General features: G+C 71.9%; 19 protein-coding genes, 2 tRNA genes and 1 pseudogene. 18 read left to right on the forward strand and 4 right to left on the reverse strand.

What is annotated here, in order from left to right; genetic code table 11:
- The first annotated feature begins 151 nt into the window (after nucleotides 1-151).
- The 4 genes from OG534_RS23260 (at nucleotide 152) to OG534_RS23275 (ending at nucleotide 4028) form a co-directional block, all read left to right on the forward strand.
- Nucleotides 152-1684 (forward strand): alkaline phosphatase family protein, encoded by a 1533-nt coding sequence (locus OG534_RS23260; protein ID WP_326590390.1) that lies wholly within the window; start codon nucleotides 152-154, stop codon nucleotides 1682-1684.
- A 193-nt stretch (nucleotides 1685-1877) separates the two neighbouring features.
- Nucleotides 1878-2657: an HAD-IIA family hydrolase gene (locus OG534_RS23265; RefSeq protein ID WP_326590392.1), complete on the forward strand. Its 780-nt coding sequence runs from the start codon at nucleotides 1878-1880 to the stop codon at nucleotides 2655-2657.
- 116 nt (nucleotides 2658-2773) lie between these two features.
- Nucleotides 2774-3376 carry a hypothetical protein gene (locus OG534_RS23270; protein WP_326590393.1) on the forward strand — a complete coding sequence of 201 codons (603 nt, stop codon included), beginning with the start codon at nucleotides 2774-2776 and terminating at the stop codon, nucleotides 3374-3376.
- Complete coding sequence (locus OG534_RS23275) at nucleotides 3369-4028, forward strand: class F sortase (protein ID WP_326590395.1); 660 nt, start codon at nucleotides 3369-3371, stop codon at nucleotides 4026-4028. The genes OG534_RS23270 and OG534_RS23275 overlap by 8 nt, the downstream gene beginning before the upstream one ends.
- A 114-nt stretch (nucleotides 4029-4142) precedes the next feature.
- Here the strand turns inward: OG534_RS23275 and OG534_RS23280 are convergent.
- Nucleotides 4143-4216 (reverse strand) — tRNA-Lys (locus OG534_RS23280).
- Between the two features lie 215 nt (nucleotides 4217-4431).
- On the opposite strand from OG534_RS23280, the gene OG534_RS23285 reads away from it, so the two are divergent.
- From OG534_RS23285 to OG534_RS23305, 5 genes and pseudogenes are all read left to right on the forward strand, one after another.
- On the forward strand, nucleotides 4432-5862 hold the full coding sequence (locus tag OG534_RS23285) for a peptidoglycan-binding protein (protein WP_326593776.1): 1431 nt from the start codon (nucleotides 4432-4434) through the stop codon (nucleotides 5860-5862).
- 2159 nt (nucleotides 5863-8021) lie between these two features.
- Nucleotides 8022-9065, forward strand: a pseudogene (locus tag OG534_RS38715) (SPFH domain-containing protein); the annotation flags it as partial.
- 313 nt (nucleotides 9066-9378) lie between these two features.
- Entirely contained in the window at nucleotides 9379-9972 is a 594-nt protein-coding gene (locus tag OG534_RS23295) for a lytic polysaccharide monooxygenase auxiliary activity family 9 protein (protein WP_326593777.1), read from the forward strand.
- Between the two features lie 26 nt (nucleotides 9973-9998).
- Nucleotides 9999-11672, forward strand: a complete 1674-nt coding sequence (locus tag OG534_RS23300) for an AMP-binding protein (protein ID WP_326590398.1) — start codon at nucleotides 9999-10001, stop codon at nucleotides 11670-11672.
- A gap of 254 nt (nucleotides 11673-11926) precedes the next feature.
- Nucleotides 11927-12000 (forward strand) — tRNA-Lys (locus tag OG534_RS23305).
- A gap of 103 nt (nucleotides 12001-12103) precedes the next feature.
- Here OG534_RS23305 and OG534_RS23310 read toward each other — a convergent pair.
- A complete protein-coding gene (locus OG534_RS23310) occupies nucleotides 12104-12862 on the reverse strand; it encodes an IclR family transcriptional regulator (protein ID WP_030718073.1) in 759 nt (252 codons plus the stop codon).
- A 229-nt stretch (nucleotides 12863-13091) separates the two neighbouring features.
- Here OG534_RS23310 and OG534_RS23315 point away from each other — a divergent pair, with 229 nt between their 5' ends.
- From OG534_RS23315 to OG534_RS23330, 4 genes are all read left to right on the forward strand, one after another.
- Entirely contained in the window at nucleotides 13092-14204 is a 1113-nt protein-coding gene (locus OG534_RS23315; RefSeq protein ID WP_326590401.1) for an LLM class flavin-dependent oxidoreductase, read from the forward strand.
- 254 nt (nucleotides 14205-14458) lie between these two features.
- Nucleotides 14459-16153, forward strand: coding sequence for a glycosyl hydrolase family 18 protein (locus tag OG534_RS23320; RefSeq protein WP_326590403.1), 1695 nt, complete (start codon nucleotides 14459-14461; stop codon nucleotides 16151-16153).
- A 166-nt stretch (nucleotides 16154-16319) separates the two neighbouring features.
- Complete coding sequence (locus tag OG534_RS23325; protein WP_326590405.1) at nucleotides 16320-17168, forward strand: helix-turn-helix domain-containing protein; 849 nt, start codon at nucleotides 16320-16322, stop codon at nucleotides 17166-17168.
- A complete protein-coding gene (locus OG534_RS23330) occupies nucleotides 17128-17316 on the forward strand; it encodes a DUF397 domain-containing protein (RefSeq protein ID WP_326590406.1) in 189 nt (62 codons plus the stop codon). Before OG534_RS23325 ends, OG534_RS23330 begins: the two co-directional genes overlap by 41 nt.
- Nucleotides 17317-17331: 15 nt before the next feature.
- Here OG534_RS23330 and OG534_RS23335 read toward each other — a convergent pair whose 3' ends face one another.
- Nucleotides 17332-18318 carry a helix-turn-helix transcriptional regulator gene (locus OG534_RS23335; protein ID WP_326590408.1) on the reverse strand — a complete coding sequence of 329 codons (987 nt, stop codon included), beginning with the start codon at nucleotides 18316-18318 and terminating at the stop codon, nucleotides 17332-17334.
- Nucleotides 18319-18584: 266 nt separating this feature from the next.
- On the opposite strand from OG534_RS23335, the gene OG534_RS23340 reads away from it, so the two are divergent.
- From OG534_RS23340 to OG534_RS23355, 4 genes are all read left to right on the forward strand, one after another.
- A complete protein-coding gene (locus tag OG534_RS23340) occupies nucleotides 18585-18770 on the forward strand; it encodes a hypothetical protein (protein WP_326590409.1) in 186 nt (61 codons plus the stop codon).
- Between the two features lie 5 nt (nucleotides 18771-18775).
- Nucleotides 18776-19051: a hypothetical protein gene (locus tag OG534_RS23345; RefSeq protein WP_326590410.1), complete on the forward strand. Its 276-nt coding sequence runs from the start codon at nucleotides 18776-18778 to the stop codon at nucleotides 19049-19051.
- 42 nt (nucleotides 19052-19093) lie between these two features.
- The gene (locus OG534_RS23350) at nucleotides 19094-20299 is read left to right on the forward strand and encodes a peptidase S1 and S6 (RefSeq protein WP_326590411.1); all 1206 of its coding nucleotides are present in this window, start codon (nucleotides 19094-19096) and stop codon (nucleotides 20297-20299) included.
- A gap of 101 nt (nucleotides 20300-20400) precedes the next feature.
- Complete coding sequence (locus tag OG534_RS23355; RefSeq protein WP_326590412.1) at nucleotides 20401-21711, forward strand: hypothetical protein; 1311 nt, start codon at nucleotides 20401-20403, stop codon at nucleotides 21709-21711.
- A 68-nt stretch (nucleotides 21712-21779) separates the two neighbouring features.
- Here the strand turns inward: OG534_RS23355 and OG534_RS23360 are convergent, their stop codons facing one another.
- Nucleotides 21780-23654 carry a putative bifunctional diguanylate cyclase/phosphodiesterase gene (locus OG534_RS23360; RefSeq protein WP_442807240.1) on the reverse strand — a complete coding sequence of 625 codons (1875 nt, stop codon included), beginning with the start codon at nucleotides 23652-23654 and terminating at the stop codon, nucleotides 21780-21782.
- 474 nt (nucleotides 23655-24128) lie between these two features.
- Between OG534_RS23360 and OG534_RS23365 the strand changes: the two genes are divergently transcribed.
- Nucleotides 24129-25364, forward strand: coding sequence for a M6 family metalloprotease domain-containing protein (locus OG534_RS23365; RefSeq protein ID WP_326590414.1), 1236 nt, complete (start codon nucleotides 24129-24131; stop codon nucleotides 25362-25364).
- The last annotated feature ends 79 nt before the right edge of the window (nucleotides 25365-25443 follow it).

A 25443-nucleotide genomic window follows, 5' to 3' on the forward strand; every position in this document is an offset into this window, starting at 1 on the left:
ACGCTCGAATAACGGGTCTGGACCGAAGACCGCACCTTCGGTCCGGACCCGGACCCCGGACCGGGACCGGCACCCAGACCCCGGACCCGGAACCCTGATCCCTGATCCCGTCCCGTACCTTTCGCCGCTCACTTGCTCCCAGGAGGAGTGCGTGTCCCCTGCCCTGCCCGGACGACGCGTCATCGCCGCGACGGCCACCGCCACCGCCCTGCTCGCCGCGACCGTCGCGGCCACCCCCGCCGGAGCCGCTGACGCGGCTGACGCGGCCGCCACCACCGACAAGGTCCTCGTCATCGGCATCGACGGCGCCGTCCTGGACCGCGTCAAGGTCGCCAACGCGCCATATCTCCAGGGCCTGATGGCCCAGGGCCTGACCGCCCGCAGCACGCTCTACGCCAACCCGATGGCCGCCACCTCCTCGGGCCCCGGCTGGTCCACCATCGCCACCGGAGTCTGGCCCGACAAGCACGGAGTGAAGGACAACTCCTTCAACGGCAAGAACTACACCGCGTACCCGGACTTCCTGACCCGCATCGAGAACGCCAAGCCGGCGCTCAACACGTACGCGGCCGCCGACTGGGAGCCCATCACCTCCACCGACCAGAACGGCCCGATCTTCTCCCCCAAGGTCGACAAGCGCCTCTCCCTCAAGGGCGACCGCGACGGCTACGGCAAGGAGGACCCGAAGATCGCCGCCGCGGCCGCCGCCGAGCTGCAGGGCCAGAACCCGGACGCCGCCTTCGTCTACCTCGGCGAGATCGACGTGGCCGGCCACTCCCACGGCGCCGCCAGCCAGCAGTACCTCGACGCCGTCGGCCGCGTGGACAAGCTGATCGGCCAGCTCCTGACCGCCGTCCAGAACCGCCCGACGTACGCCCAGGAGAACTGGAAGGTCCTGGTCACCACCGACCACGGCCACACCAACTCCGGCGGCCACGGCGGCTCGACCATCCAGGAGCGCGGCACCTTCGTCATCGCCAAGGGCGCGGGCATCCCGGCCGGCTCCGTCCGCGACGACGTGAAGCTGGTCGACGTGGCCGCCACCGCCCTCGCCCAGGTCGGTGTCAGCGGCTCCGGCCTCGACGGCGTCCCGCTGGACGCCCCGGACGCCGACCCCTTCGACACCCTGCGCCCGAACCTGCAGGCCCGCGTGGACGAGACGGGCATCCCGGCGGGGACGAAGGGCTTCACGCACACCCCGCCCGCCGGCTGGTCCGTCGACAACTCCGGGATGGGCACGGGCGGCGTCACCGAGTGGGCCGGCTGGGCCTTCGCGACCGACGAGTTCTGGAGCCAGGCGCAGCGCGACCAGTGGCGCGAGCTGAACGTCCGCTCCCGTGACGTCTTCGCCGTCGCCGACTCCGACGAGTGGGACGACAAGAGCCACACGGGCACCTTCGACTCCACCCTGATCACCCCCAAGTGGGCGGTCACGGGCGGCAGCACGCGCACCCTGACCTACCAGACGCACTACCGCCAGGAGGCAGGCCAGACCGCCCAGGTCCTGGTCTCCTACAACGGCGCCGCCCCGACCGTGGTGAAGTCCTACACCGCCGACGCCGTGGCCAAGACCGAGTCCCTCGCGCTCCAGGTCCCGGCCGGTGCCACCGACGTCCAGATCCGCTTCCGCTACAGCGGGAACAACAACTGGTACTGGACCGTCGACAACGTCCGCCTGGGCTGATCCCGGCCCTCCCGGTCCGGGCTGTGGACGGCCAGGACGTCCACGGCCCGGTCCCGATAGGGTGGTACAGACCAGAGGTCAGAGTGTTCGGAGTGCACGTTCACCGTGCACGGTTCACAGATCAGAGGATCAGAATTCGGTGGTCAGGGGCCGGTTCGGTAGTCACCGGCCACCGAGAGCGGAGAGCAGTCCAGTGGCAGAGCGCAAGCCGATCGAATCCTGGCTCACCGACATGGACGGGGTCCTCATCCACGAGGGCACCCCGATCCCCGGCGCCGATGCCTTCATCAAGCGGCTGCGCGAGTCCGGCAAGCCCTTCCTGGTGCTGACCAACAACTCCATCTACACCCCCCGCGACCTCCAGGCCCGCCTGTCCCGCATGGGTCTGGCCGTCCCCGTCGAGAACATCTGGACCTCCGCGCTGGCCACCGCGAAGTTCCTCGACGACCAGCGCCCGGGCGGCACGGCCTACGTCATCGGCGAGGCCGGTCTGACCACCGCCCTGCACGACATCGGCTACATCCTGACCGACCACGAGCCCGACTACGTGGTCCTGGGCGAGACCCGGACGTACAGCTTCGAGGCGATGACGAAGGCGGTCCGCCTGATCAACGGGGGCGCGCGCTTCATCTGCACCAACCCCGACGAGACCGGCCCCTCCACCGAGGGCCCGCTCCCGGCCACCGGCGCGGTCGCCGCACTGATCACCAAGGCGACCGGCAAGCAGCCGTACTTCGCCGGCAAGCCGAACCCGCTGATGATGCGCACCGGCCTGAACGCCATCGGCGCGCACTCGGAGACCAGCGCGATGATCGGCGACCGGATGGACACCGACGTGCTGGCCGGCCTGGAGGCGGGCATGCAGACCTTCCTCGTCCTCACCGGTCTGACCAGCGTCCAGGACACGGAGAAGTTCCCGTACCGCCCGACCAGGACGGTCGACTCGATCGCGGATCTCATCGACCTCGTCTGACGCGCGTACGGCCGATGGGGCGTACCGCGTTTGGGGCGTACGGCTGACACGTACGGCGTCGTTCCGGATGCGGAGCGGCGCGCCGCGCGTGAATCTCCTTGTCGAGGAGGTTCACCATGCGCAGTGTTCCGATCGCTGTCCGCGCCGCCGGGGTGGCCGTCGCCCTGGCGGCATTCTCCGTAGTGTCCGCGTCCACCGCCCTCGCGGGCGAGGAGGACCGGGGCCGCGGCAGCATCGCGGTCGAGCCTGACCCGGCCCACCCCGGATCGCAGGTCAAGCTGCGCGTCCAGGGGTGCGAGGGAACCCGGGGGGAGGCCAAGTCCTCCGTCTTCGTGTCGAACGTCGACCTCCACGGCCGCGACGGCGGCCGCAGTCCGCTCTACGGCGAGGCGACGATCAGCTCGCACGCCTCGCCCGGCTGGCACTCCGTCCGGGTGAGGTGCGACGGCCACGAGAAGATCAGCGGCTCCGTCCAGATCTCCCCGTACCGCCACCCCTCCCACCACGCCTCGCCGGTCTGGCCGGTCCACGCGGGCGGCGGTGGCATGGCCGCCGAACTCGCGGAGAAGGGCAAGCCGGTCACCGTCGCGGAGAAGAAGCACGCCGACGACGGTCCGGGCCTGCCGCACACGGTGATCGGCGCCATCCTCGCCGCGGTCGCCACCCTGGCCGTCGCGGGCCGGGCGCTGGCCCTGCGCCGCCGCCGCAGTGGTGAGTGAGGGCAAGACCCCTGCCGGCGGCCGGCTGCTGACCTTCGCCGCCTGGTCGGTGCTGGTGCTCGGGCTGTGGCTGTGGGGCCGCCAGCTCACCGTGGCGCCGGCCCCGCTCGACGGTCAGGCCGGCGGGGCGGTGGGCCCGGGGCTGCCGGCCGCGCACGCCCCGCTCGGCGCCGCCCTGCCACAGCGCGTCGACGTGCCCTCCATAGGCATCCAGGCCCCGGTGATCCCCCGGGGCCTGGACAAGGACGGTGCGATCGAGCCGCCCCCGTACGACCGACCGGGCACGGTGGGCTGGTGGGACAAGGGCGCCCAGCCGGGGACGGCCGGGACCGCGCTGATGGTGGGGCACGTGGACACCCGGTCCAAGCCGGCGGTGTTCTACGGTCTGAGCTCGGCGCAGCCGGGCGACAAGGTGCGGGTGGTGCGGGCGGACGCTTCGGTCGCCGAGTTCACGATCGAGGACGTACGGGTCTACGAGCGGGCGGCCTTCGACGCGCACAAGGCGTACGGTCCGCGGGTCCGGGGCCGTGCGGAGCTGCGGCTGGTGACGTGCGGGGGCACCTACGACAAGGCGGCCAAGGAGTACACGGCGAACGTGGTGGTATCCGCCTACCTGACGGGCGTGGGAGTCCGCCCGGGCAAGCCGGTCTAGCGCGGAGGCGCGGAAGCACGGAAGCACGGAGGCGCGGCCGAACGGGTGCCGTGCGGACCGGGACCAACGAAGAAGCCCCTCGCAGCTTTCGCTGCGAGGGGCTTCCTCCGTCTGTGCGCCGCCAGGGACTCGAACCCCGGACCCGCTGATTAAGAGTCAGCTGCTCTAACCAACTGAGCTAGCGGCGCTTGCTGACAGGGAAAACTCTACCCCACCTCCACCGGTGCTCGTGACCAGCCACGCCCGCATTGTCCGATTAACCCATGTTTGAGGGGTCTATCGTGCACGATATGTCTGCGCCGTCCACATCTGATGCGCTATCAGGTGTGGCGCCGGTCGACCAGTGGACGAGCAGGGGAGTGGACGGACCCGCATGACGATGCAGCCTCCGACGCATGTGCAGATGCCGATGCCCGCTTTCGAGGAATACGAGCCCGCGGGCGACTGCGTGTGCCGCGGATGCGCGCAGCGGCGCCGCGCCCTCGCCCGCGCGCGGGCCATACCGCTTCGGGACGGGGGGCACCCGGCCGCGCGCGGTGCCCGCCGGGCGCTGGTCCTGGCGACCGCCGCGGGCGTGGTCCTGGGCGGTGGCGGCGGGGCGGCGGTGGCCGTGACCACCCCCGCGCCCACGCCCACCCCCGGTCCGGTGGCGCTGGACGATCCCGGCTCCCCGCAGGGCGGCCGGACCCCGCTGCACGGCCCGAAGGGCGGCCCGGTCGGTCAGCCCGGAGCCCCCGCCAACCCCGGCGCCGTGAAGCGGATCGACCGGACGACGATCATCAACCGGGCGAAGCTGTGGCTGGACGCGAAGGTCCCTTACAGCATGTCCACGTACTTCACGGACGGCTACCGGCAGGACTGCTCGGGCTACGTCTCCATGGCCTGGAACCTCGGCTCGAACGAGTGGACCGGCAGCCTCGACGCATTCGCCACGAAGATCACCAAGGAGGAGCTGCTGCCGGGGGACATGCTGCTCTTCCACAACCCGGCGGACCCCAACAACGGCTCGCACGTGGTCATCTTCGGCGGCTGGGTCGACGAGACGCGGACGCACTACGTCGCCTACGAGCAGACGCGCCCCCACACGCGGAAGCTGGCCACGCCCTACGGGTACTGGGAGAACGCGACGAAGTACCTCCCGTACCGGTTCAACGGGGTGACGAGCGGGACCGTTCCGATCGTTCCGACCACTCCCGTCGTTCCCGTCGTACCCGTCGCTCCGGAGGTCCCCGGTGTTCCGGCCGTCCCGGGTGCCGAGCCGCCGGCGGCGGGCCCGAAGCCGGGGGACGTGACGGTCTTCCCCGGCGCGGCCCAGTTCGCTCCCGGCGCGACGAACGACCACGTGGCCCAGCTGGGCCGGATGCTGATCGAGCGCGGCGCGTACCGCTTCTACCCGAAGGGCGTGGCCGACCGGACGTGGAGCGAGCACGACAAGCTCGCCACCCAGGCCTTCCAGCACGCGCAGGGCTGGGCGGGCGCCGACGCCGACGGCATCCCCGGCGCGCACACCTGGCGCCTGCTCGTCCAGAAGCAGGGCAACAACATCCCGCCGACGGTGGGCACGGCGCCGCCGCCGGCGCCGGGGCCGGGCGGTGTCCGGGCCTACCCGGGCGCCGCGGTGTTCCGCCCGGGCCAGTCGCACCCGGCCGTCGCGGCCCTGGGCCGGCAGCTGGTGAAGAAGGGCTTCGGCAAGTACTACACATCCGGTCCGGGCCCCCGCTGGGGTGAGGCCGACCGCCGCAACGTCGAGGCCTTCCAGCGCGCGCAGGGCTGGCGCGGCGCCTCGGCCAACGGTTACCCGGGCCCGGAAACCTGGCGCCGGCTGTTCGCATGACGGAGGTAACGATGTTCCCCACGCACACCACCTCGACGACGGGCACCCTCCGCGTACCGCCGCTGACCGCCCGGACAGCGACAACCGCCACGGCGCCCCCGACCCCCACGCCCGCACCCCGACCGGGCACGTGGACGGCAGCGCCCGCGCCCGCGTCCCGCCAGGGTGTCTGGGCGGCGGCGCCGGTGCCGGCGTCCCGCCCGGACCCCGGGACGGTTCCGACGGCACACCCGGCGCGGGCCGCGGGCGTCGGCTTCGGCCCGGCCGCGGCACCTGCGGCCCGCCCGGCCGTCGCCGCACCGCGCGGTGCGGCCGGGCCGAGCACCCCGACGGCCGAGACCTCGTTCGGCTGGGCCGCGGCCACGTCCTCCTGGGCCTCGACGCCCGCCCACCCGCCGCGTTCGGCGGCGCCCCGGCCCGCCGCATCAGCCGCCCACCCGGTGCAGGCGCCCCGCTCGGCGGCACCGGAGCCCGCGCCCCCGGCGCGGACTCCGTGGCCGGCGGCGACCGTCCACCCGGCGCGGGCTTCCTCCTGGGCGGCGGCGCCCGATCCCTACGCACCGACCGTCCGCCCGCAGACTCCGGCCCACTCGGCGGTCCATGACCCGGAGCCCGCGGCATCCACCGCTCGGCCGACGCACACGCAGACCCGGCCGATGGCGCAAGAGCCGGAGCCCACGGCCTCGGCCGTTCGCCCGGCACAGGCTCCGCCGCGGTCGGCGGCACAGGAGTCGCAGCACGGGCAGCAGCCCGTACGCCAGGCGCAGGAGACCGAGGTCGCGGCGCGGGCGTCCGAGCCTGCGGCGTCGACGGTCCGTCCGGGTCAGGCATCACCCTGGGCGGCGGCGCAGCAGGCCGAGGACCCGGCCTCGACCGGCCGCCCGACGCAGTCTTCGCCCTGGTCGGTGACGCCGGTGCGGGAGTTCGACGCGTCGACCGGTCGTCCGACGCAGGAGCCGGAGCCTGCGCAGCAGCCCGTAGGCCAGGCGCATGCGTCGCCCCGCGCGGCGGTGCAAGAGGCCGAGGTCGCGGCGCCGACCGTCCGTCCGACACGGGAGGGGGAGCCCGCCGCGTCGGCGGTTCGCCCGGCGCAGGCTTCGTCCCGCGCTGCGGTGCAGCAGACCGAGTTCGCGACGTCGGCCGCCCACTCGACGCCGGCGCCCGAGCCCTCCGTGTCGGCCGTCCGCCCTGCGGTGGCTTCGCCCTGGGCGGAGGCTCAGAAGACCGAGGTCCCGGCGCCGACCGTCCGCCCGACGCAGGCGGGGGCCCAGGCGGCGGAGCTCGCGGCACCGGCCGTTCGCTCGGCGCAGGCTTCGTCCCGCCCGGCGGTGCACGAGGTCGAGGGCGTCGCTACGGCTCGGGCGGTGGTGCCGGAGCCCGCGGCTGAGCATCGGCAGGCGCAGGCCGAGGTGCCCGCGGCGCGGTCCCAGTGCGAGGCCGAGCCGGCCTACGCCTCGGCCGGCCACGGCACGCACGGCACGTACAACACGGGTGGCCAGGGCCCCGACCCGCAGGGCATCGCGGGCCTGGACATCCCGCACCCGCAGGACGAGGCGGCCCACCCCGGAGTGGCCACCCTGCGCCTGCGGAGCGGCGCCCCCGCGGCCGCCGCAGCGCACCCGCAGCACTCCCGCCCGGAGTCGGCGCACGAGCCGGAGGCCGCCCTCGACGCCGGGCCCCACCCCGAGGCCGACCCCCGGGCGGCACCCGAGCCCGCGGCCGGAACCGAGCCCAAGGCCCGGTCCGGAGCCCAGGCCGTACCTGTGCGCGCGGCCGGAACCGTGCCCGAGCCCACGCGCGGAACCCAGGCCGTGCCTGTGCCCGAGGCCGGAACTCAGACCGTGCCCGTGCCCGGAACCCGGCCCGCGGCCGGAACCCAGGCCGTTCGCGTACCCGAGGCCGGAACCCGGCCCGAGGCCAAGGCCGGAGCCATGGCCGAGCCCCTCCCGGGGACCGGAACCCAGCCCGAGCCGGGAACCCAGGCCGTTCGCGTGCCCAAGGCCGGAACCGTGCCCGCGGCCGGAACCCAGGCCGAGCCCGCTGGCGGAGCTCAGGCCGGGGTGCCCGGGCCCGGGGTGGTCGAGATCGTTGCTCAGGCCGTGGCGCGCGGTCTGGACAAGCCGGCGGAGGGGGGCCACCTCCAGGACACCCCCCGCCTCGGGCGGCCACGCGGCGCCGCCGTGACCGAGGTGCCCGTGCACCTACCCTTCCGCGGGGAGCCGCACCGCATGCCCGCCCCCACCCCCACCGCCGGGCCCGCCGCAGGCGGCAGGACCCCCCGCCCCGCCCCCGGCCGCCGCGTCCCCCGCGGCGACGACCGGCTCCGTGAGCACCGCGGCCCGGTGCTGCCCGGCTGGGTCGCCGTGGCCGTCGGCGGGATCGCCCTCGCCGGCTGCACGGCCGTGCTCTGGCGGGCCGGGGCCGTCCCCGCCCCCTTCCTGGCCGCGTTCGGCGCGGCCCCCCGCGCCTACCAGGGCCTGCGCGCCACCCACTGGCCCCCGCTCGCCTTCCTCAGCATCGTCGCCCTCGTCGCGCTCGGCGGCCTCGGGCGTGCCCGCGCCGGCCACGCCTGGGTGCTCACCCTCTTCGGCCGCTACCGCGGCACGGTCCGCCGTACCGGCCTGACCTGGGTCAGCCCCCTCCTCCTGCGCCGCCGGGTCGACGTACGCCTGCGCCACTGGCGCAGCGACCCGATGCCCGCCGTGGACTCCGGCGGCCTCGCCCTCCAGGTCGTCGTCCAGGTCGTCTGGCAGGTCAAGGACACGGCCCGGGCCACCCTCGCCGTCGAGGACCACACGGAGTACCTCGCCGAGCAGGTCGAATCGGCCATGGCCCGCGTACTGTCCCAGCTGCCCGCCGACGCCTTCCACGAGGACGCTCTGACCCTGCGCGACGCCGAGGCCGTCGGCGACGCGCTGACCCGGATGCTGGCGGCCGAGACCGAGGCCGTCGGGATCGAGGTGTTCTCGGCCCAGCCGACCCGGATCGAATACGCCGCCGAGGTCGCCGAGGCCATGCGCCGCCGCAGGGTCGCGGCGATCGACGCCAAGCACCGGGACTCCGTGCTGAGCTCGGTCGTGGACGCGGTGGACGACACCGTCCACCGGCTGACCTCGCGCGGGCTGGTCGAGCTCGACGACTACGAGCGCAAGGCCCTGGTGAAGGACCTCACGGTCGCCTTCTACACCGGGCGCCCCGAGTGATGCCCCTGATGCGCTGATGCGCTGATGCCTCGCGTGCCTCGCGCGACACTCTGAACAGCACCACGAGGACAACGGGAACGGGTGGCCGGAATGAACCGGACCACCCGTTCCCTCTTTGGTATGGACATGGCCAACTCTCGTCCATAGTCTGGGACTTGGTCTAGACCTAATCCCCACACGCACACCCACACGCACACCCACACGCACACCCACGTGCACACCCACGTGCACGCTCACGCACGTACACGCACACGCAGCGCGCGCTCTCGCCGAACTCCCCCCACGTTCAAGGAGCATCATGCGTAACATCCGCATGCCCGGACGGGCCGGCGTCGCCGCGCTCGGCCTCGGCCTCGTCGCCGGAATCACCCTCCTCGGCGCCCCCAGCGCCAGCAGTCACGGCTACACCGACACCCCCATCAGCCGCCAGAAGCTCTGCGCCAACCGGGCCGTCGCCGACTGCGGCGCGATCCAGTGGGAGCCGCAGAGCGTCGAGGGCTTCAAGGGGTTCCCGGCCGCCGGCCCCGCCGACGGCAAGATATGTTCGGCAGGCCTCCCGCAGTTCGCCGAGCTCGACAACCCGCGCGGCGGCGCCTGGCCCACCACCAAGGTGACCAGTGGCCAGAGCTACGGCTTCCGGTGGCAGTTCACCGCCAACCACTCCACCACCGACTTCAAGTACTACGTCACCAAGAACGGCTGGACCGGCGGCAAGGCCCTCACCCGCGCCGACCTCGACCCCCAGCCCTTCCTCACCGTCGCCTACAACGGCGCCCGCCCCGCCATGACCACCGTCCACCAGGGCGCCATGCCGAGCGGCAAGTCGGGCCGGCACCTGATCCTCGCCGTCTGGACCGTCAACGACACCCCGATGGCCTTCTACGCCTGCTCTGACGTTCAGTTCTGACGGAACGTCAGCTACCCTCCGGCGGCATGCGGACGACGACTGCACCCGAAACCGTCGCGGAGCTCATAGCGCGCCAATGGGGCGACCACCGGCCCGGACTGATGCACGCGGACGGCGTGCTCACCCACCACCGGACCGCCCAGGCGGCCGCCGCGCGCGCCGCGCTCCTCGTCGACCTCATGCCCCCGGGGGCCGAGCCGCACCTCGGGGTCCTGCTCGACAACACCCCCGAGTTCCCCTTCTGGCTCGGCGCGGCGGCCCTCGCGGGGGCCGCCGTCGCCGGGATCAACCCCACCCGGCGCGGCCCCGAGCTGGCCCGCGACATCCTGCACACCGACTGCCGGCTCCTGATCACCGAGCGCGCCCACCTGCCGCTGCTGCGCGGCCTCGACCTGCCCGGCGTACGCATCCTGGTCACCGGCACCGAGGCGTACGAGGCCCTGCTCGCCCCGTACGCCGCCGCCAAGCCCGGCGAAGCAGCCCTGCGCCCGCCCGCCCCCGACTCCCGCCTCCTCCTCTACTTCACCTCCGGCTCCACCGGCGCCCCCAAGGCCGCCCTCTGCACCCAGGGCCGCCTCGCGGCGGCGGGCGGTGCACTCGCCCGTCAGTTCTCCGTCGTGCCGGACGACGTCCACTACATCTGCATGCCGCTCTTCCACGGCAACGCCGTCATCGCCGACTGGCTCCCCGCGCTCGTCGGCGGCGCCGCGGTGGCGCTGCGCCGGCGCTTCTCGGCCTCCGCGTTCCTGGCCGACGTACGGGCGTACCGGGCCACCTACTTCACCTACGTCGGCCGGGCGATCCAGTACCTCCTGGCCACCGAGCCCCGCCCCGACGACCGCGCGCACACCCTGCGGCTCGGCTTCGGCACCGAGGCCGGGGCGGTCGATGCGGCGCGCTTCGCCGAGCGGTTCGGGGTCCGGCTGGTGGAGGGCTACGGCGCCACCGAGGGCGGCGCCTCCGTCCAGCGAACCCCGGACACCCCGCCGGGCGCGCTGGGCCGGGCGGGCGCGGGGGACGACCTGGCGGTGATCGACCCGGAGACGGGGGAGGAGTGCCCGCCCGCGCTCCTCGCCCCGGACGGCCGCCTGCTCAACGGCTCGGCCGCGATCGGCGAACTGGTCAACCGGGGCCGCAGCCTGTTCGAGGGGTACTGGCGCAACCCGGACGCGGAGGCCGACCGCACGCGGGGCGGCTGGTACTGGACGGGAGACCTCTTCTTCCGCGACGCGGCGGGCTTCCTCTACTTCGCGGGCCGCACGGACGACCGCCTCCGGGTCGACAGCGAGAACCTCGCCGCGGCGGTGATCGAGAACATCCTGGCCCGCTGGACGGACGCGGCGGCGGTCGCCGTCTACGGGGTCCCGGACGAGGTGTCGGGGGACCAGGTCATGGCGGCGGTCTCCCTCCGGGACGGCGCGGTGTTCGACCCGTCGTCCTTCACGAGGTTCCTCTCCCTCCAGCCGGACCTGGGCACGAAGATGTCCCCGCGGTACGTCCGGATCGTCCCGGCGATGCCGGTCACGGCGACGAACAAGATCCACCGGGTCTCCCTCCGCCGCGAGGGCTTCCGCTGCCCGGACCCGGTCTGGCACCGCACCCCTGCCGGGAGCTACGCCCCCCTGGACGAGCCCGCCCTGTCCACCCTCCTCACCGTGTACGAGTCCCACACCCGCACGGACCTCCTGGGCGGGGCTTGAAAGACCGCCTCAATCGCCGGCGGGGCTGGATCGGCCCGGCCATTCCAGCCCCTCCGGCGTTTGAGGAGCGGGGTCCGGGGCGGAGCCCCGATCCTTCAGCCTCGCCGGCGTTTGAGGCGCGGGTCCGGGCAGAGCCCGGGAAACGGCGAAAGGGCGGGGCGGGGAGAAGGCTCCGCGCAGCGGCCCCCGCACCGCCCCCCGGTTACTGGTTTTGAGCACCCCGGAGGAGCAGGTAGTATTTTCTCTGTCAGCAGGCGCCGCTAGCTCAGTTGGTTAGAGCAGCTGACTCTTAATCAGCGGGTCCGGGGTTCGAGTCCCTGGCGGCGCACCTGTCCTTCGGGCGGTTTCCGGTTCACCGGGAACCGCCCGAAGTGTTTTCCGGGCCGATACTGCCCGGCCCCGGCGGGCGCTCCCTGGCCGCCCCCCACCCGCTAGAGCGTGAGCGACAGCAGCAGAGGTGCGGCCTTCCGGTTCAGGGTGTCCGCCGCGGCCCGCAGCCGGTGCGCGTGCTCGACCGGCATCGACAGGGCCAGGCAGCCCACCGAGGCCCCGGCCGTGATCGGGACCGCCGCGCAGACCGTGCCCACGGCGTATTCCTGCAGGTCCAGCATCGGCACGGTGGCCGGCTGGGCGTCCAGCTTCGAGAACAGGATCCGCTCGTTGACGATGGTCTTCGACGTGAGCCGGGCGATCTTGTGCCGGGACAGGTGGTCGCGCCGCCCGTTCAGGTCGAGCTGCGTCAGCAGGCACTTGCCGACCGCGCTGGCGTGCGCGGCGGAGCGGAAGTCGACCCACTCGTGCACCTTCGGCGTGCGGGGGCTGTCCGCGAACTGCGTGATCCTGACCTCACCGTCCACGTACCGGCTGATGTAGACGGCCGCGCCGACCGAGTCGCGCAGCCGGTCCAGCGTCTCCTGGAGCTTGTCCGTCAGGGCCTGCTGCCGGTCGATGCCGGAGCCGAGCAGCACGAGGGAATCCCCTATGGCGTAGGCGCCGTCGGACACCTGCAGGACATATCCCTCCCGGCGCAGCATGAGCAGCATCGGAGCGAGATGGACTGCGGGCAGGCCGGTCTCACGCGCGATCTGCACGTCGGTCACACCACCGGTGTGCCGTGCGATCGTTTCGAGTACGCGTAGTGCGTACTGCACCGAGTGGAACGGCGCGGTCGGCTCGGGCTTCAGCGCCACGGTTTCCCCCTAGCAGGTTGTTACCGCTTGCCCTACCACGATAGCCACCAAGAGGCCCATGTGGAGCGCCGGTTGAGGAGATTGATGGCTCAATCAGGTCTCTCTGCCTGGATCTACTCCGCTGGCATATGCCATGGTCACGCCCACTGCCCCACTGTGCCGGGAATGCCCGGCGACCGCTCACGGTTCGAATTCTTCGTACGGATGACACGGCGAGACGGGAGCGACGATGAGTGACACTGGTGGCGCACTTCGACAGGAGGGCGGGAACGGCATCCGGGGCACCGCGCGGGGCCGGGCGGGCGTGCCGCTCTCCGTCCTGGACCTGGTCACCGTGGGCGCCGGCAGCACCGCCCACGACTCCTTGCGCACCAGCGTGGCGATAGCCCGGCTCGCAGAATCCCGCGGGTACCACCGCCACTGGGTCGCCGAGCACCACTCCATGCCCGGCGTCGCCAGCTCCTCCCCGGCCGTGATCCTGGCCCACCTCGCCGCGCACACCTCCCGCATCCGGCTCGGATCGGGCGGGGTCATGCTGCCCAACCACGCCCCGCTCGCCATCGCCGAGCAGTTCGGCACCCTGGAGGCGCTCGCCCCGGGGCGGATCGACCTCGGGCTCGGCCGCGCCCCCGGCACCGACGGCCGCACGGCCGCCGCGCTGCGCGGACCCGGGCGCCTGGACGAGGCCGCGGACGAGTTCCCCCGGCAGCTCGCGGAGCTCACCCGCTTCCTCGACGACGACTTCCCGGACGGGCACCCGTACGCCCGCGTGCACGCCGTACCCGGCCCGGTGCAGGGCTCCGCCGGACGGCCGCCGATCTGGCTGCTCGGCTCCTCCGGCTTCAGCGCCCGGCTGGCCGGCGAACTCGGCCTGCCCTTCGCCTACGCCCACCACTTCTCGGCCGCCGGCACCCTGCCCGCGCTCGACCTCTACCGGCAGGCCTTCCGGCCCTCGGCCGTCCTGGACGCCCCGTACGCCGTCATCGGGGTCTCGGCGCTCGCCGCGGACACCGACGGGGAGGCCCGCGCGCAGGTGCTCACCGGCGCGCTGTCGATGCTGCGGCTGCGCACCGGGCGGCCCGGGCTGATCCCGACGCCGGAGGAGGCGGCGGCGTACCCCTTCTCCCGGCCGGAGCGTGAGTTCGTGGACAGCTGGCTCTCGAACGTCGTCCACGGCACCGCCGACGAGGTCCGCACCGGGCTCGACGACCTCGCCAAGCGGACCGGCGCGGACGAGCTGATGCTGACGGCCAACACCCACAGCGGGGCGGCCCGGTTGCGTTCGTACGGCCTCGTCGCAGATGCGTACGGCATGCCCGTGGAGGCGCCCGCGGCCGATTGACCGCGTGCGAACGGGGTTCGGCTGGTTTGTTGCCGAAACCTTGCGAGGGGGTGCCTGAAGGCAGCCTTAAACCGCTCGTCACCCGGGGTGGCGAGCGGTTTCTGATGTGCGCTCAGGTCTCTGACAAGGGGATTTGGGTCGGGAGTGGTCTAGTCCTTCTTTGGTCCGAACCATTGACGCGGGGCTGGAGTGATCGCTATCACTGCTCTCACCTGAACTTCTTGCTCTCCCCTCCCACCCCCACGGAGCAGTTCATGCACATCCGTAAACCACTCATCGCAGCCGCCGCCACGGCCGCGCTGGCAGCCGGAGCGCTTGCCTCCTTCGCGGGACTCGGCACCGCCCAGGCCGCGGACGCCGGTGTCACCGCCGGGGCCGGCGGCGTCCGCATCGCCTACTACGACCAGTGGAGCGTGTACGGGAACGCCTTCTACCCCAAGCACCTCGACACCCGTGGCATAGCGGGCAAGCTGGACGTCATCAACTACTCGTTCGGCAACATCCACCCCACCGACCTCACCTGTTTCGAGGCGAACAAGGCGGCGGGCGACGACAACAACCCCAACGCCGGTGACGGCGCGGGCGACTCGTACGCCGACTACCAGAAGTCCTTCGGCGCGGCGGACAGCGTGGACGGCGTCGCCGACACGTGGAACCAGCCGATCGTGGGCGTCTTCAACCAGTTCAAGGAACTGAAGGCCAAGTACCCCCACCTGAAGATCAACATCTCGCTGGGCGGCTGGACGTACTCCAAGTTCTTCCATGACGCGGCCAAGACGGACGCCTCCCGCAAGAAGCTCGTCGCCTCCTGCATCAAGCAGTACATCAAGGGCGACCTCCCGGTGGAGGGCGGCTTCGGCGGCCCCGGCACCGCGGCCGGCATCTTCGACGGCATCGACATCGACTGGGAGTACCCCGGCTCCTCCGGCGGCCACCTGGGCAACCACTACGGCCCCGAGGACAAGCAGAACTTCACCCTGCTGCTCCAGGAGTTCCGCAAGCAGCTCGACGCCGAGGGCGCGGCCAACGGCGGCAAGAAGTACATGCTGACCGCGGCCCTGCCGGCCGGCCAGGACAAGATCAAGTACATCGAGACCGACAAGATCGGCCAGTACTTGGACTACGCCAACATCATGACGTACGACATGCACGGCGCCTGGGACGGCGACGGGCCGACGTACCACCAGTCCCCGCTGCACCCCTCGCCGGCCGACCCGACCGACCCGATCGCCCCGGGCACCGAGAAGTACAGCATCGACAACGCCATCGACTCCTGGATCGACGGCAACCCGGCCTACGGCATCGCGGGCGGCTTCCCCGCCGGCAAGCTGACCCTGGGCTACGAGTTCTACTACCGCGGCTGGAAGGGCGTCCCGGCGGGCACCACCAACGGCCTCGCCCAGACGGCTACCGGCGGCTCCGCGGCGCGTCCGCTCAGCCAGCAGGCGGGCATCGCCCACTACAAGGAGCTCGGCGGGATCGTCGACAACGCGTCGACCACCTTCTGGGACGACCAGTCGAAGTCCTCGTACTTCTACAAGGACGGCGAGTTCTTCACCGGCCTGAACCAGAAGTCCATCCAGGCCCGGGTCGACTACGGCAAGCAGCGCGGCCTGGCCGGCGCGATGATGTACTCCCTGCTCGGCCTGGACAACAACGCCACGCTGCTGAACCAGATCTCGGACGCCCTCGGCGGCACCACGGTCCCGCCGACCACTCCGCCCACCACGCCTCCGACCACCCCGCCCACGACCCCGCCGACCACGCCGCCGACGACCCCGCCCACGGGCTGCGGATCGCTCCCGGCGTACGTCGCGGGCACGATCTACACGGCGGGCAACGAGGTCTCCCACAACGGCCGCAAGTACAAGGCCCAGTGGTGGACGCAGAACGAGACGCCGGGCACCACCGGTGAATGGGGTGTCTGGAAGGACCTCGGCGCCTGCTGATCTCCCCCCACCCCGCGCCGAGCGACGCCCCCGCCCTGTCCCCTCTCCGGGGGCGGGGCGGAGGTGTGTCACATGTTTACCGGATTCCCGACATCGCGTCGCAGTGGTGTCGTTACGCTCGGCTATGTGCGAATCCGACCCGCGTCTACATGGGGGTGACCGTCCCATGGTCCAGGCCCGCGACATCGATCCCAGCGCCTCGCCGCTGGACTACTACGGCTATGAGCTGCGCCGCCTGAGAGAGGACGCCGGCCTGAAGCAGGCCCAGTTGGGCGCGATCATCTTCTGTACGGGCTCCCTGATCGGCATGGTCGAGAACGGCCGAAGGGTCCCTACTCGGGACTTCTCCGAACGGGTCGACGCGGCCCTCGGGACGGGCGGGCACTTCTCGCGGCTGGTCGGGCTGGTCCTGCGCAGCGTGTTGCCGACGTGGTTCCAGGCCTACGCGGAAATGGAGGCCCGGGCGGCGTTCATCTCCGCCTATCAGCCTCAGCTGGTGCACGGACTGCTCCAGACGGAGGCGTACGCGCGGGCTGTGCTGGCGAGCGGGCTTCCGGAACAGCTCGATGAGCTGGTCGCGGCCCGAATGGAGCGCCATCGCATCCTGCGCCGGGAGAAGCCGCCGATGGTCTGGGTGGTGCTCGACGAGGGAGTGCTTCACCGGTCGATTGGTGGTCGACAGGCGATGCGTGAGCAACTCGCTCACCTGCTGAGCTTCCATGGGAACCGGTGGGTGCAGATCCAGGTACTCCCCAATGCGGCCGGCGAACACGCCGGCCTGATCGGGGCGTTCAACGCGATGCGGTTCGCCAACGACCCGGACTTGGTCTACACGGAAGACCTCATCTCGGGCCACACGACGGCCAACCCCGACACGGTCCGGGAAGCCGCGCTTCGTTACGCTCACTTGCAGGCCGCCGCTCTCTCTGTCGAGGACTCGGCGGCGTTGATCACCCGGGTCATGGAGGAGCGTTATGCGGAGCAGCCAGAACCCGACGGGCGCCTTGTGGCGTAAGTCCAGCTACAGCGGGAACACCGGCGGCGACTGCGTCGAGGTGGCCGCGCAGCCCTGCCGGGTCGCCGTGCGGGACTCGAAGCGGCCCAACGGGCCTGTCTTCACCGTCGGGCCGGAGGCGTTCGCCGCGTTCGTCCGCAGCGTCTGACCGGCGGAGCCACCGTCAGAGCCAGCCCTGCTGCGCCGCCTTGAGGCCCGCTTCGAAGCGGCTCGTCGCGTGGAGGCGTTCCATCAGGGCGGACATCTGGCGCCTGACGGTACGCAGGGACACCCCGAGCCGCTTGCCGGCCGCCTCGTCCGTCATGCCCGAGGCCAGCAGCTTCAGCAGTTCGAGTTCGGTCGCGGTGGGGCGGGCGTCGCTGGGGCGGGGGCGGTCGGCTCCGAGCGGTACGGCCGAGGCCCACGTCTGCTCGAACAGGGTGGCGAGGGAGGCCACGATCCCCGGCGCGCTGGTGCACAGGGCGCCCAGACGGGAGTTGCCGGGGTCGATGGGCACGACCGCGACCGTGCGGTCGAATATCAGCAGCCGCGGCGGAAGGAGCGGGCTGGTGCGCACCTGGCCGCCCTGCTCGGTGAGCCATCGGGCGTAGGCGAGCGTCGTCGGATCGTTGCGGGCGCTGTCCTGGTACACCGAGCGCATCTCGATGCCGCGGGCCAGCGCACGCTGGTCCAGCGGCCGGGAGGCCTCCAGGCTCGCCTCGGACAGCGCGCCGCCCGGCAGTATCGCCAGGCATTCCCTGACCAGGCCGTGGGCGAGCTGTTCGAGTCGGCCCTGGATGGCGTCCATCCCCACGAGCCGTTCCGCGCCGTCGACCTCGGTGTTGGGGGAGAGCTCGGCGAATTCGGAGACCACCTGCGCCGCGGCCGCCTTGCTGCGGGCCAGCTCCTGCTGCTGCCGGGCCAGTTCCTCCTCCTGGCGGCGCAGCAGCAGTTCCAGGCCCAGTTCGGGTCTCACCGCCCGCAGCGCGCCCGGGCAATCGCGTGACGGTCTGAGCAGGTCGAGGTCGACGAGCCGGTCCAGGCCCTCGCGGACCTGCGCCTGGGTGAGTCCGAGGCGGGCGCTCAGCTCGGCGATCCCTCCCGAGGGGTCGGCCAGCATGCCCCGGTACACGGCTTCCACGTCGGCACCGAGCCCCAGCGTTTGCAGCATCTCCCAGTCCCCCGACTGTAGTTGGGCAGCCCCTGGCGAGCGCCGCCTCCGTGATCGTAGGCGAAGACTGTCACCAAGGTGCCAGACCTGTTGGTGCCAGCCGGAACCTCTTTTTCACAGGTGTCCAGGGCAGCAACATGGTGCTCACCGGGACGGCGGGGACGAGAGTCCCCGACTCAGGCCAGAGCCGCAAGGACGATCCGGATCAGCGCGCACCACACCGCACCGAACGCATCGCTCACCGGCTTTCGACCTCGGGGGAAACCATGTCCCGCACCGCCCGCTTCGCCGCTGCCGCCGCCGTCTTCACCGCCCTCTGCGCCGGCGCGCTCACCACCACCACGGTGACCGCCTCCGCCGAGAGCGGCCACCACGTCGGCGCCTCCGCCGAGGCCAGCATCAACTGGGACACGGCGCCCACGTCCATCACGGACAGCATCAACTGGGACTAGCCGGCATGCGCGTCATCCGGGCCTCCCTCTCCGGACCTTGTCATGGCCCTGATCGGAGCGGTGCGCTCGCGCTCGTCTCCGATCTGATCTGGGCCCACACGCCCGCGGCGCACGGACTCGAACACCTGCGGACCAAAGCCGCCGACGACGGCGTGGACGTCTACCTCTTCCTGCGCGCCGCCTCCGAGGCCGCAGCCCTCCACCAGGCCCGCGCCATCCTCGACGGCGCCCGCGCCCCTCTGCGGGCGCACGGCTACAGCACCACCGAGCCGCATCGCTGACGGCATCCTCGCCCCCCCACGAACGTTCCCCAGGAGAACGCAGTGACCACCACCCTCCGTCAGGCTGCCCGCAAGAGCGCGGTCGCCGCCCTCTCCACCGCGATCGGTGCCGGACTGCTCACCGCCGCGTCCGTCGCCACCGCCCCGGCCGCACAGGCCGCGACGAGCTGCAGCGGGACGGCCTCGATCTACGGCATCCTTCCCGACGGCCGCCTCACCTTCAGCACCATCACGCCCGCCACCGGCGAGCTGAAGAAGGTGCTGGTCGGAGCCGACCTGGGGTTCGAGCCGAAGGCGATGGCCACCCTCAACTTCAACACCATCCTCGTCACGTCGACGACCGGTGCGCTCTACCGCCTCGACGTGCTCACCAACAACACCTCCCTCGTCCTGGAGCGCCCGCCCGTCAAGCTCTTCGACAGCGGCTGGACCCACGACAAGCTCACCTACGACGGCCACGGGCACCTCTACGGCACCGCGGGCGGCGTCCTGATCCAGTACCTGGTCTCGCAGCCCAAGCCGACCGGCTCGGCGCACATCGGCCAGCGCAAGGAGATCGGCGGCGGCTTCGTCCTGAAGACCCTCACGGCCGCCGGCGACGACCGGCTGCTCGCCACCACGTCGGCCGGCGCGCTCTACTCGTACAAGATCAGCGGCGACGGCAGCTGGGACCGCGACGACCTCAAGACCGCCGGCTGGTCCGGCTTCGACCAGGTCGTATCGCCTGGTGGAGGCCTCTACTACGGCCGGATCGAAACCACGGGCGCCATGTACTGGTACAAGGACGCCAACCCGGCCGACGGCACCGGCACGGACATCGCCTACCACAACGACACCCCCGTCAACACGGGCGGCTGGACGCAGAAGCTCCTCTCCGCCCAGCCGGCGACCTTCAGTTGCACCACCACCGCGGACCCGCTCGACGGCAGGGACATACCCGCGGTGAAGGCGGCCGGCCGCGATCTGATGAACAAGCACGACGGCGGTGCCTGGAACAACTCCACCCAGTGGAACTGTCTGGAGCAGCTCTGGGACAAGGAGAGCGGCTGGCGCTACTGGGCCGACAACCCGAGCTCCACGGCCTACGGCATCCCCCAGGCCCTGCCCGGTTCCAAGATGGACGCCTTCGGCGACGACTGGCGCACCAACCCCGTCACCCAGATCAGGTGGGGCCTGTCCTACATCGACGGCCGCTACAACACGCCCTGCGGCGCCTGGACCCACTTCCTGAACAACAACTGGTACTGAGCCGCCGCTCCCGCCGCGCCGTACCTCCTCCTTCTGCTTCCTCGTTCCCCTCCTCCAGCCCGACGCGAGTACGTCAGGGCTGCCCGAATCCGGAGACACCCATGTTCTCGTCGTCCCTCAAGCGCCGCCTCGCCGCCACCCTCGCCGTCGGCGCCACCACCCTCGGCCTGGTCACCGTCACCTCGGCCCCGGCCCAGGCCGCCGCCATCTGCGGCGGTGACGTGTCCGTCTACGGCGTCCTCGCCGACGGACGCCTCACCTACACGGCGATATCCCCCAATACCGGCGACCGGGTCAAGACCCTGATCGGCTCGAACCTCGGCTTCACGCCGAAGGCGATGGCCACCCTCAACTTCAACACCGTCCTCGTGACGTCCACGGCCGGCGAGCTGTACCGCGTCGACATCCAGACCAACGACAACGCCCTGGCCCTGGCCGGAGTCACCAGGATCTGGGACAGCGGCTGGACCTTCGACAAGATGACCTACGACGGCGCCGGCCACCTCTACGGCACGGTCGCCGGCCAGCTCCACCGGTACAACGTCTCCCAGGCCAAGCCCAGCGGACCCGCCCACATCGCCAAGCACGCGGTGATCGACGACGGCTTCGTCCTCAAGACCCTTGCCGCCGCCGGAGACGACGTCCTCATCGCCAGCACGGCCGACGGCAGGCTGCTCTCCTACCAGATCAACGGCGTCGGCGACTGGGAGAGCTCGGAGCTCAAGAGCAGCGGGTGGTCGGCGGTCGACAGCCTGGTCTCGCCCGGCGGCGGCCTCTACTACGGCCGGACGAACGGCGGCATGTACTGGTACCACGACGCCGACCCCACCGACGGCAAGGGCGACGACATCGCCTACCACCCCGCCGACCCGGTCGACGCGAGCGGCTGGACCCAGACCCTGCTCTCCGCCTTCGCCAACGACTGCACCTACCGGCCGCCGGTGCCCCCCACCCCCACCCCCTCCACCAAGGGCGGGCAGATCGCCCGCAGCGAGATCATGAGCCGCGCCGCGAACTGGCTGAGCCGTGACATCCCGTACAGCCAGAGCGCGTACGCCTCCGACCCGGACGGCGACCACACCTACCGCACCGACTGCTCGGGCTTCATCTCCATGGCCTGGCACGCCGCCACCAGCTACACGACCGCCAGCCTTCCGAGCGTCAGCACCACGATCTCCAAGTCCGACCTCCAGCCCGGCGACGCGCTGAACACGTCGAGCGGGCACGTGGTGCTCTTCGAGAAGTGGATCGACAAGGGCGCCGGGAAGTTCTCGTACATCCACGAGTCCAACCCGAACGACGACATGATGCGCGGTCAGGACTACCTCAACGGAGGCACCGACGGACGCATCGCCGGCCACGCCGCCTCGGGCTACGTCGCCCTGCGCTACGACAACGTCGTCAACGGCTAGAGCCCGCCCGGCCCACGTCCCGGCCCCGGCGGCCGGACCCCGGCAGGCCCGTCCCGTCCCCCTGGTTCTCAGACGAGGGGGTGCGGGGCGGGCTCGTCGGGCTGTGCGGCGGCCGCAACGGAGGCGGGAGCCGAGTCGGCAGCCGTGGCCACGGTTGCGGCCGAGGCCGCTTCCGCCGCCTGGCGGACGATCATGCGGGCGATCACGTCCGGGGCCACCGCGCGGGAGTAGAGCCAGCCCTGTCCCGTGTCGCAGCCGACACGGCGCAGCCGGGCCGCCTGCCCGGGCGTCTCCACGCACTCCGCGGTCACCGTCAGGCCCAGCCGGTGCGCGAGCTGGACCAGGGCCTCGACGATGGTCTCGTCGGCCGGGTTGGGGTGCGTGCCCTCCTCGTAGCGGAAGCCCCGTACGAAGGAGCCGTCCAGCTTCAGCACCGAGACCGGCAGCCGGCTGAGGTAGGCCAGGTTCGAGTACCCGGTGCCGAAGTCGTCGATCGCGATCCGCACGCCCATGTCGCTCAGTGCCTGGAGGGCCTGCAGCGGGCGGCCCGCCGAGCCCATGACCGCCGACTCGGTCAGCTCCAGCTGCAGCAGCTGCGGTGCCAGGCCCGTCTCGGCGAGGATCTCCGCGACGTCGCCCACCAGGTCGGAGTCCCACACCTGCCGCACGGCCACGTTGACCGAGACGAAGACCGGCGCGTCGCTGGGCTGCTCGATCTGCCAGCGCCGCGCCTGCCGGCAGGCGGTCTTCAGCACCCACTGCCCCAACTGGACGATGGAGCCGTCCTCTTCGGCAATTCCGATGAACCGATTCGGCGTGAGCGTGCCGAACTGCGGGTGCTTCCAGCGCACCAGGGCCTCGACCCCGCGCACCGCACCGCTCTCCAGGTCCACCAGCGGCTGGTACTCCAGCTCGAACTCGCCGCGCTCCACGGCCGGCCGGAGCGTGGAGGAGAGCGCCTGGCGGGTCATGCGGTGCGCGTTGCGCTCCGGGTCGAAGAGGGTCCAGCGGGCCTTGCCGTCCGCCTTGGCCCAGTACAGGGTCGTGTCGGCGGCCTGCATCAGCCCGGTCGCCGAGGTGCCGTCCGTCGCGCGCTCCACGACCCCGATCGACGCGGAGACCGACAGCCGCTGCCCGGCCAGGTCGAAAGGTTCCTGTACGGCGGCCAGGACGCTCCGTGCCAGGTCCGCGAGCTGTTCGGTGCCGGTGGAGTCCTCCACGAGCAGGGCGAACTCGTCGCCGCCGAGCCGCGCGACCAGGTGCCCGCCGGTGCGCCCGTATCCGGACTGGTCGGCGCACTGGGTCAGGCGGGCGGCGACGGCGGTCAGCAGCCGGTCGCCGACCCGGTGGCCGAGGGTGTCGTTGACGGCCTTGAACCCGTCGAGGTCCAGGTAGCACAGGCCGATCCGGCCGGTGCCGCCGCCGTGGTCGTAGGAGGAGGCCTCCAGGGCGGCGGAGAGCCGCTCGAAGAACAGCGCGCGGTTGGGCAGCCGCGTGACCGGGTCGTGCATCTGGAGGTGGCGCAGCCGGGCCTGGAGGTCGCGCCGGTCGCTGATGTCGGAGACGGACAGCAGGACGTCCCCGGTCCCGGGTACGGGCCCGAGCGTGACCTCGGTCCACAGCGAGTGCCCGTCGGGGTGCTTGAGGCGCCGGGTGCAGCGCAGCCGGGCCTGCCGGCCGCGGAGCACCTCCTGGTACGCGGCCCAGGTGCGGGCCTCCGCGGCCAGGTCCACCAGGTCGGCGGCGCATCGGTGGACGAGCGCGTGCGGCTCGCTGCCCAGCAGCCCCGCGAACGCCTGGTTGGCGGCGACCACGTAGCCGTCGCGGTCGACGACGGCCATGGCGAGGTGGGCCGCGTTGAAGGCGGCCCGGTAGTCGCGCAGCTCGGACTCGGCGCGGCGGGGCGACGCCGGGTCGGCCGAGTTGGCCGGGATGGCCGGGATGGTTGGGATAGCCGGGATGACCGGATTGACCGAGGTCGACGGCACCGCCGGCACTGCCGGGTGACGCTCCGTGATGGCCGATCGGATGCTGTCGGCCGCCGAACCGGTTCCTTCTGAGGTTCCGCTCACCGTTGGCCCCGCAGTGTTCGTGAGTGTCCGTGCAGGAAAGTGTGCCGATCATAGAGGCTGCCGGGAGGCCCTATCCAGCGGCGTCGCCGGGTGAGACGCGGGAGTTCGGCGTGATGACGGATCGGCGGACCAAGATCGCGTGATCGTTTCTGCGCGGCTCTGAGCGAGCGGCGCCCCCTGCTGATCTCGGGTGATCGGTCGTGACGTTCTGTAGGCAGGCGCGTGAAGTCCGGGGGTCACCGGCTTGCCCTATTGCTCACTCGTGTGGGGCAGCGGAACAGGGCATTAGTAAGACAATCGCCTCAAGGTGGCTAAACAGGCACGAATCCACCACCGGAGGTCGATGTGGCGCGACAGCAGACACCCGGGGGAGTGGACCGTTCCCGCATCCGAAGTACCGCTGCGGCGCTCACTTCCCTCACGGCGCTCGCCGCCATGTCGCTCGTCGCGGGTCCCGCGGTGGCCGATCCCGGAGCCGGCCCCTGCGCCCTGACCCGCACCGGGGCGCACCACTCCCTGGGGGTGGACAGCTGGAACGGCGCCTACCCCAAGCCCGAGCGCACGCTCAACGCGGTGATGGTCTTCCTCTCGTTCCCCGACCACCGCAGCACCCTCACGCCCGAGCAGATCACCGGCGACTACTTCCCCGCCACCAGCGACTTCTTCGAGCAGGCCTCGTACGGGCGCTTCCGCCTCGTCCCGCACCCGCAGAAGCAGTGGATCCGGATGCCCAAGCCGTCCACGGCGTACGGCATAAGGCGGGACTGGGCCCCCGCGGACCGCGCGGCCTACCTGCGGGACGCGGTCGCCACCGCCGACGCCGCGGTGGACTTCGCCCAGTACGACGTCGTCTACTTCGTCGCCGACCCGGACGCGCCCGGCGTGGACTCCGACGCCACCAAGGTCGTGAACTTCGAACGCCCGATCGTCGCGGACGGCACCGAACTGCGGCGGATCGTCACCGTCTTCGAACGCCACCCGCCGGACCGGAACGTGCTGGCCCACGAGACCGGACACGTCTTCGACCTGCCCGACCTCTACCACCGGCCCACGGACGGCAAGGGCGACTGGGACACCTACGTCGGCGACTGGGACGTCATGGGCAGTCAGTTCGGGATGGCCCCGGACCTCTTCGCCTGGCACAAGTGGAAGCTGGGCTGGCTGGACGCCTCCCAGGTGGACTGCGTGCAGTCGGGCTCCTCGCTGCACACCCTGCAGCCGCTGGCGCAGGCCCCGCCGAGCGGCGGTACGGGCGGCACCCGGCTCGCGGTGATCCGTACGGGTCCCGGCAGCGCGATCGCCGTCGAGGCGCGGGGCTCCGCCGGCAACGACGGGGACACCTGCACGGAAGGGGTCCTGGTCTACCGGGTGCGCAACGAGGCGTCGTCGGGCGGTGGCCCCATCGAGGTGCTGGACGCGCATCCGGAGACGGAGGCGTGCTGGGACCGCTCGGTATACCCGCCGCTGGCGGACGCGCCGCTGGAGGTGGGCGAGACGTACACCGTGCCGGGGGAGCGGATCACCATCGAGGTCGCGGACCGGACCCGGTCCGGCGCCTACACGGTGAAGATCATGACATGACATGACATGACATGACATGACGTGGCGCGACACGGCATGACGAAGAAGGCCCCCACTTGCGTGGGGGCCTTCTTCCGTC

The organism is Streptomyces sp. NBC_01294, assembly GCF_035917235.1.
Classification (GTDB): domain Bacteria; phylum Actinomycetota; class Actinomycetes; order Streptomycetales; family Streptomycetaceae; genus Streptomyces; species Streptomyces caledonius.

Coding starts and splice junctions, on each gene's coding strand:
- OG534_RS23270 (WP_326590393.1), top strand. CDS start 2,774: ATGCGCAGTGTTCCGATCGCTGTCCGCGCCGCCGGGGTGGCCGTCGCC.
- OG534_RS23285 (WP_326593776.1), top strand. CDS start 4,432: ATGCCGATGCCCGCTTTCGAGGAATACGAGCCCGCGGGCGACTGCGTG.
- OG534_RS23295 (WP_326593777.1), top strand. CDS start 9,379: ATGCCCGGACGGGCCGGCGTCGCCGCGCTCGGCCTCGGCCTCGTCGCC.
- OG534_RS23300 (WP_326590398.1), top strand. CDS start 9,999: ATGCGGACGACGACTGCACCCGAAACCGTCGCGGAGCTCATAGCGCGC.
- OG534_RS23315 (WP_326590401.1), top strand. CDS start 13,092: ATGAGTGACACTGGTGGCGCACTTCGACAGGAGGGCGGGAACGGCATC.
- OG534_RS23320 (WP_326590403.1), top strand. CDS start 14,459: ATGCACATCCGTAAACCACTCATCGCAGCCGCCGCCACGGCCGCGCTG.
- OG534_RS23325 (WP_326590405.1), top strand. CDS start 16,320: ATGGTCCAGGCCCGCGACATCGATCCCAGCGCCTCGCCGCTGGACTAC.
- OG534_RS23330 (WP_326590406.1), top strand. CDS start 17,128: ATGCGGAGCAGCCAGAACCCGACGGGCGCCTTGTGGCGTAAGTCCAGC.
- OG534_RS23335 (WP_326590408.1), bottom strand. CDS start 18,318: ATGCTGCAAACGCTGGGGCTCGGTGCCGACGTGGAAGCCGTGTACCGG.
- OG534_RS23340 (WP_326590409.1), top strand. CDS start 18,585: ATGTCCCGCACCGCCCGCTTCGCCGCTGCCGCCGCCGTCTTCACCGCC.
- OG534_RS23345 (WP_326590410.1), top strand. CDS start 18,776: ATGCGCGTCATCCGGGCCTCCCTCTCCGGACCTTGTCATGGCCCTGAT.
- OG534_RS23355 (WP_326590412.1), top strand. CDS start 20,401: ATGTTCTCGTCGTCCCTCAAGCGCCGCCTCGCCGCCACCCTCGCCGTC.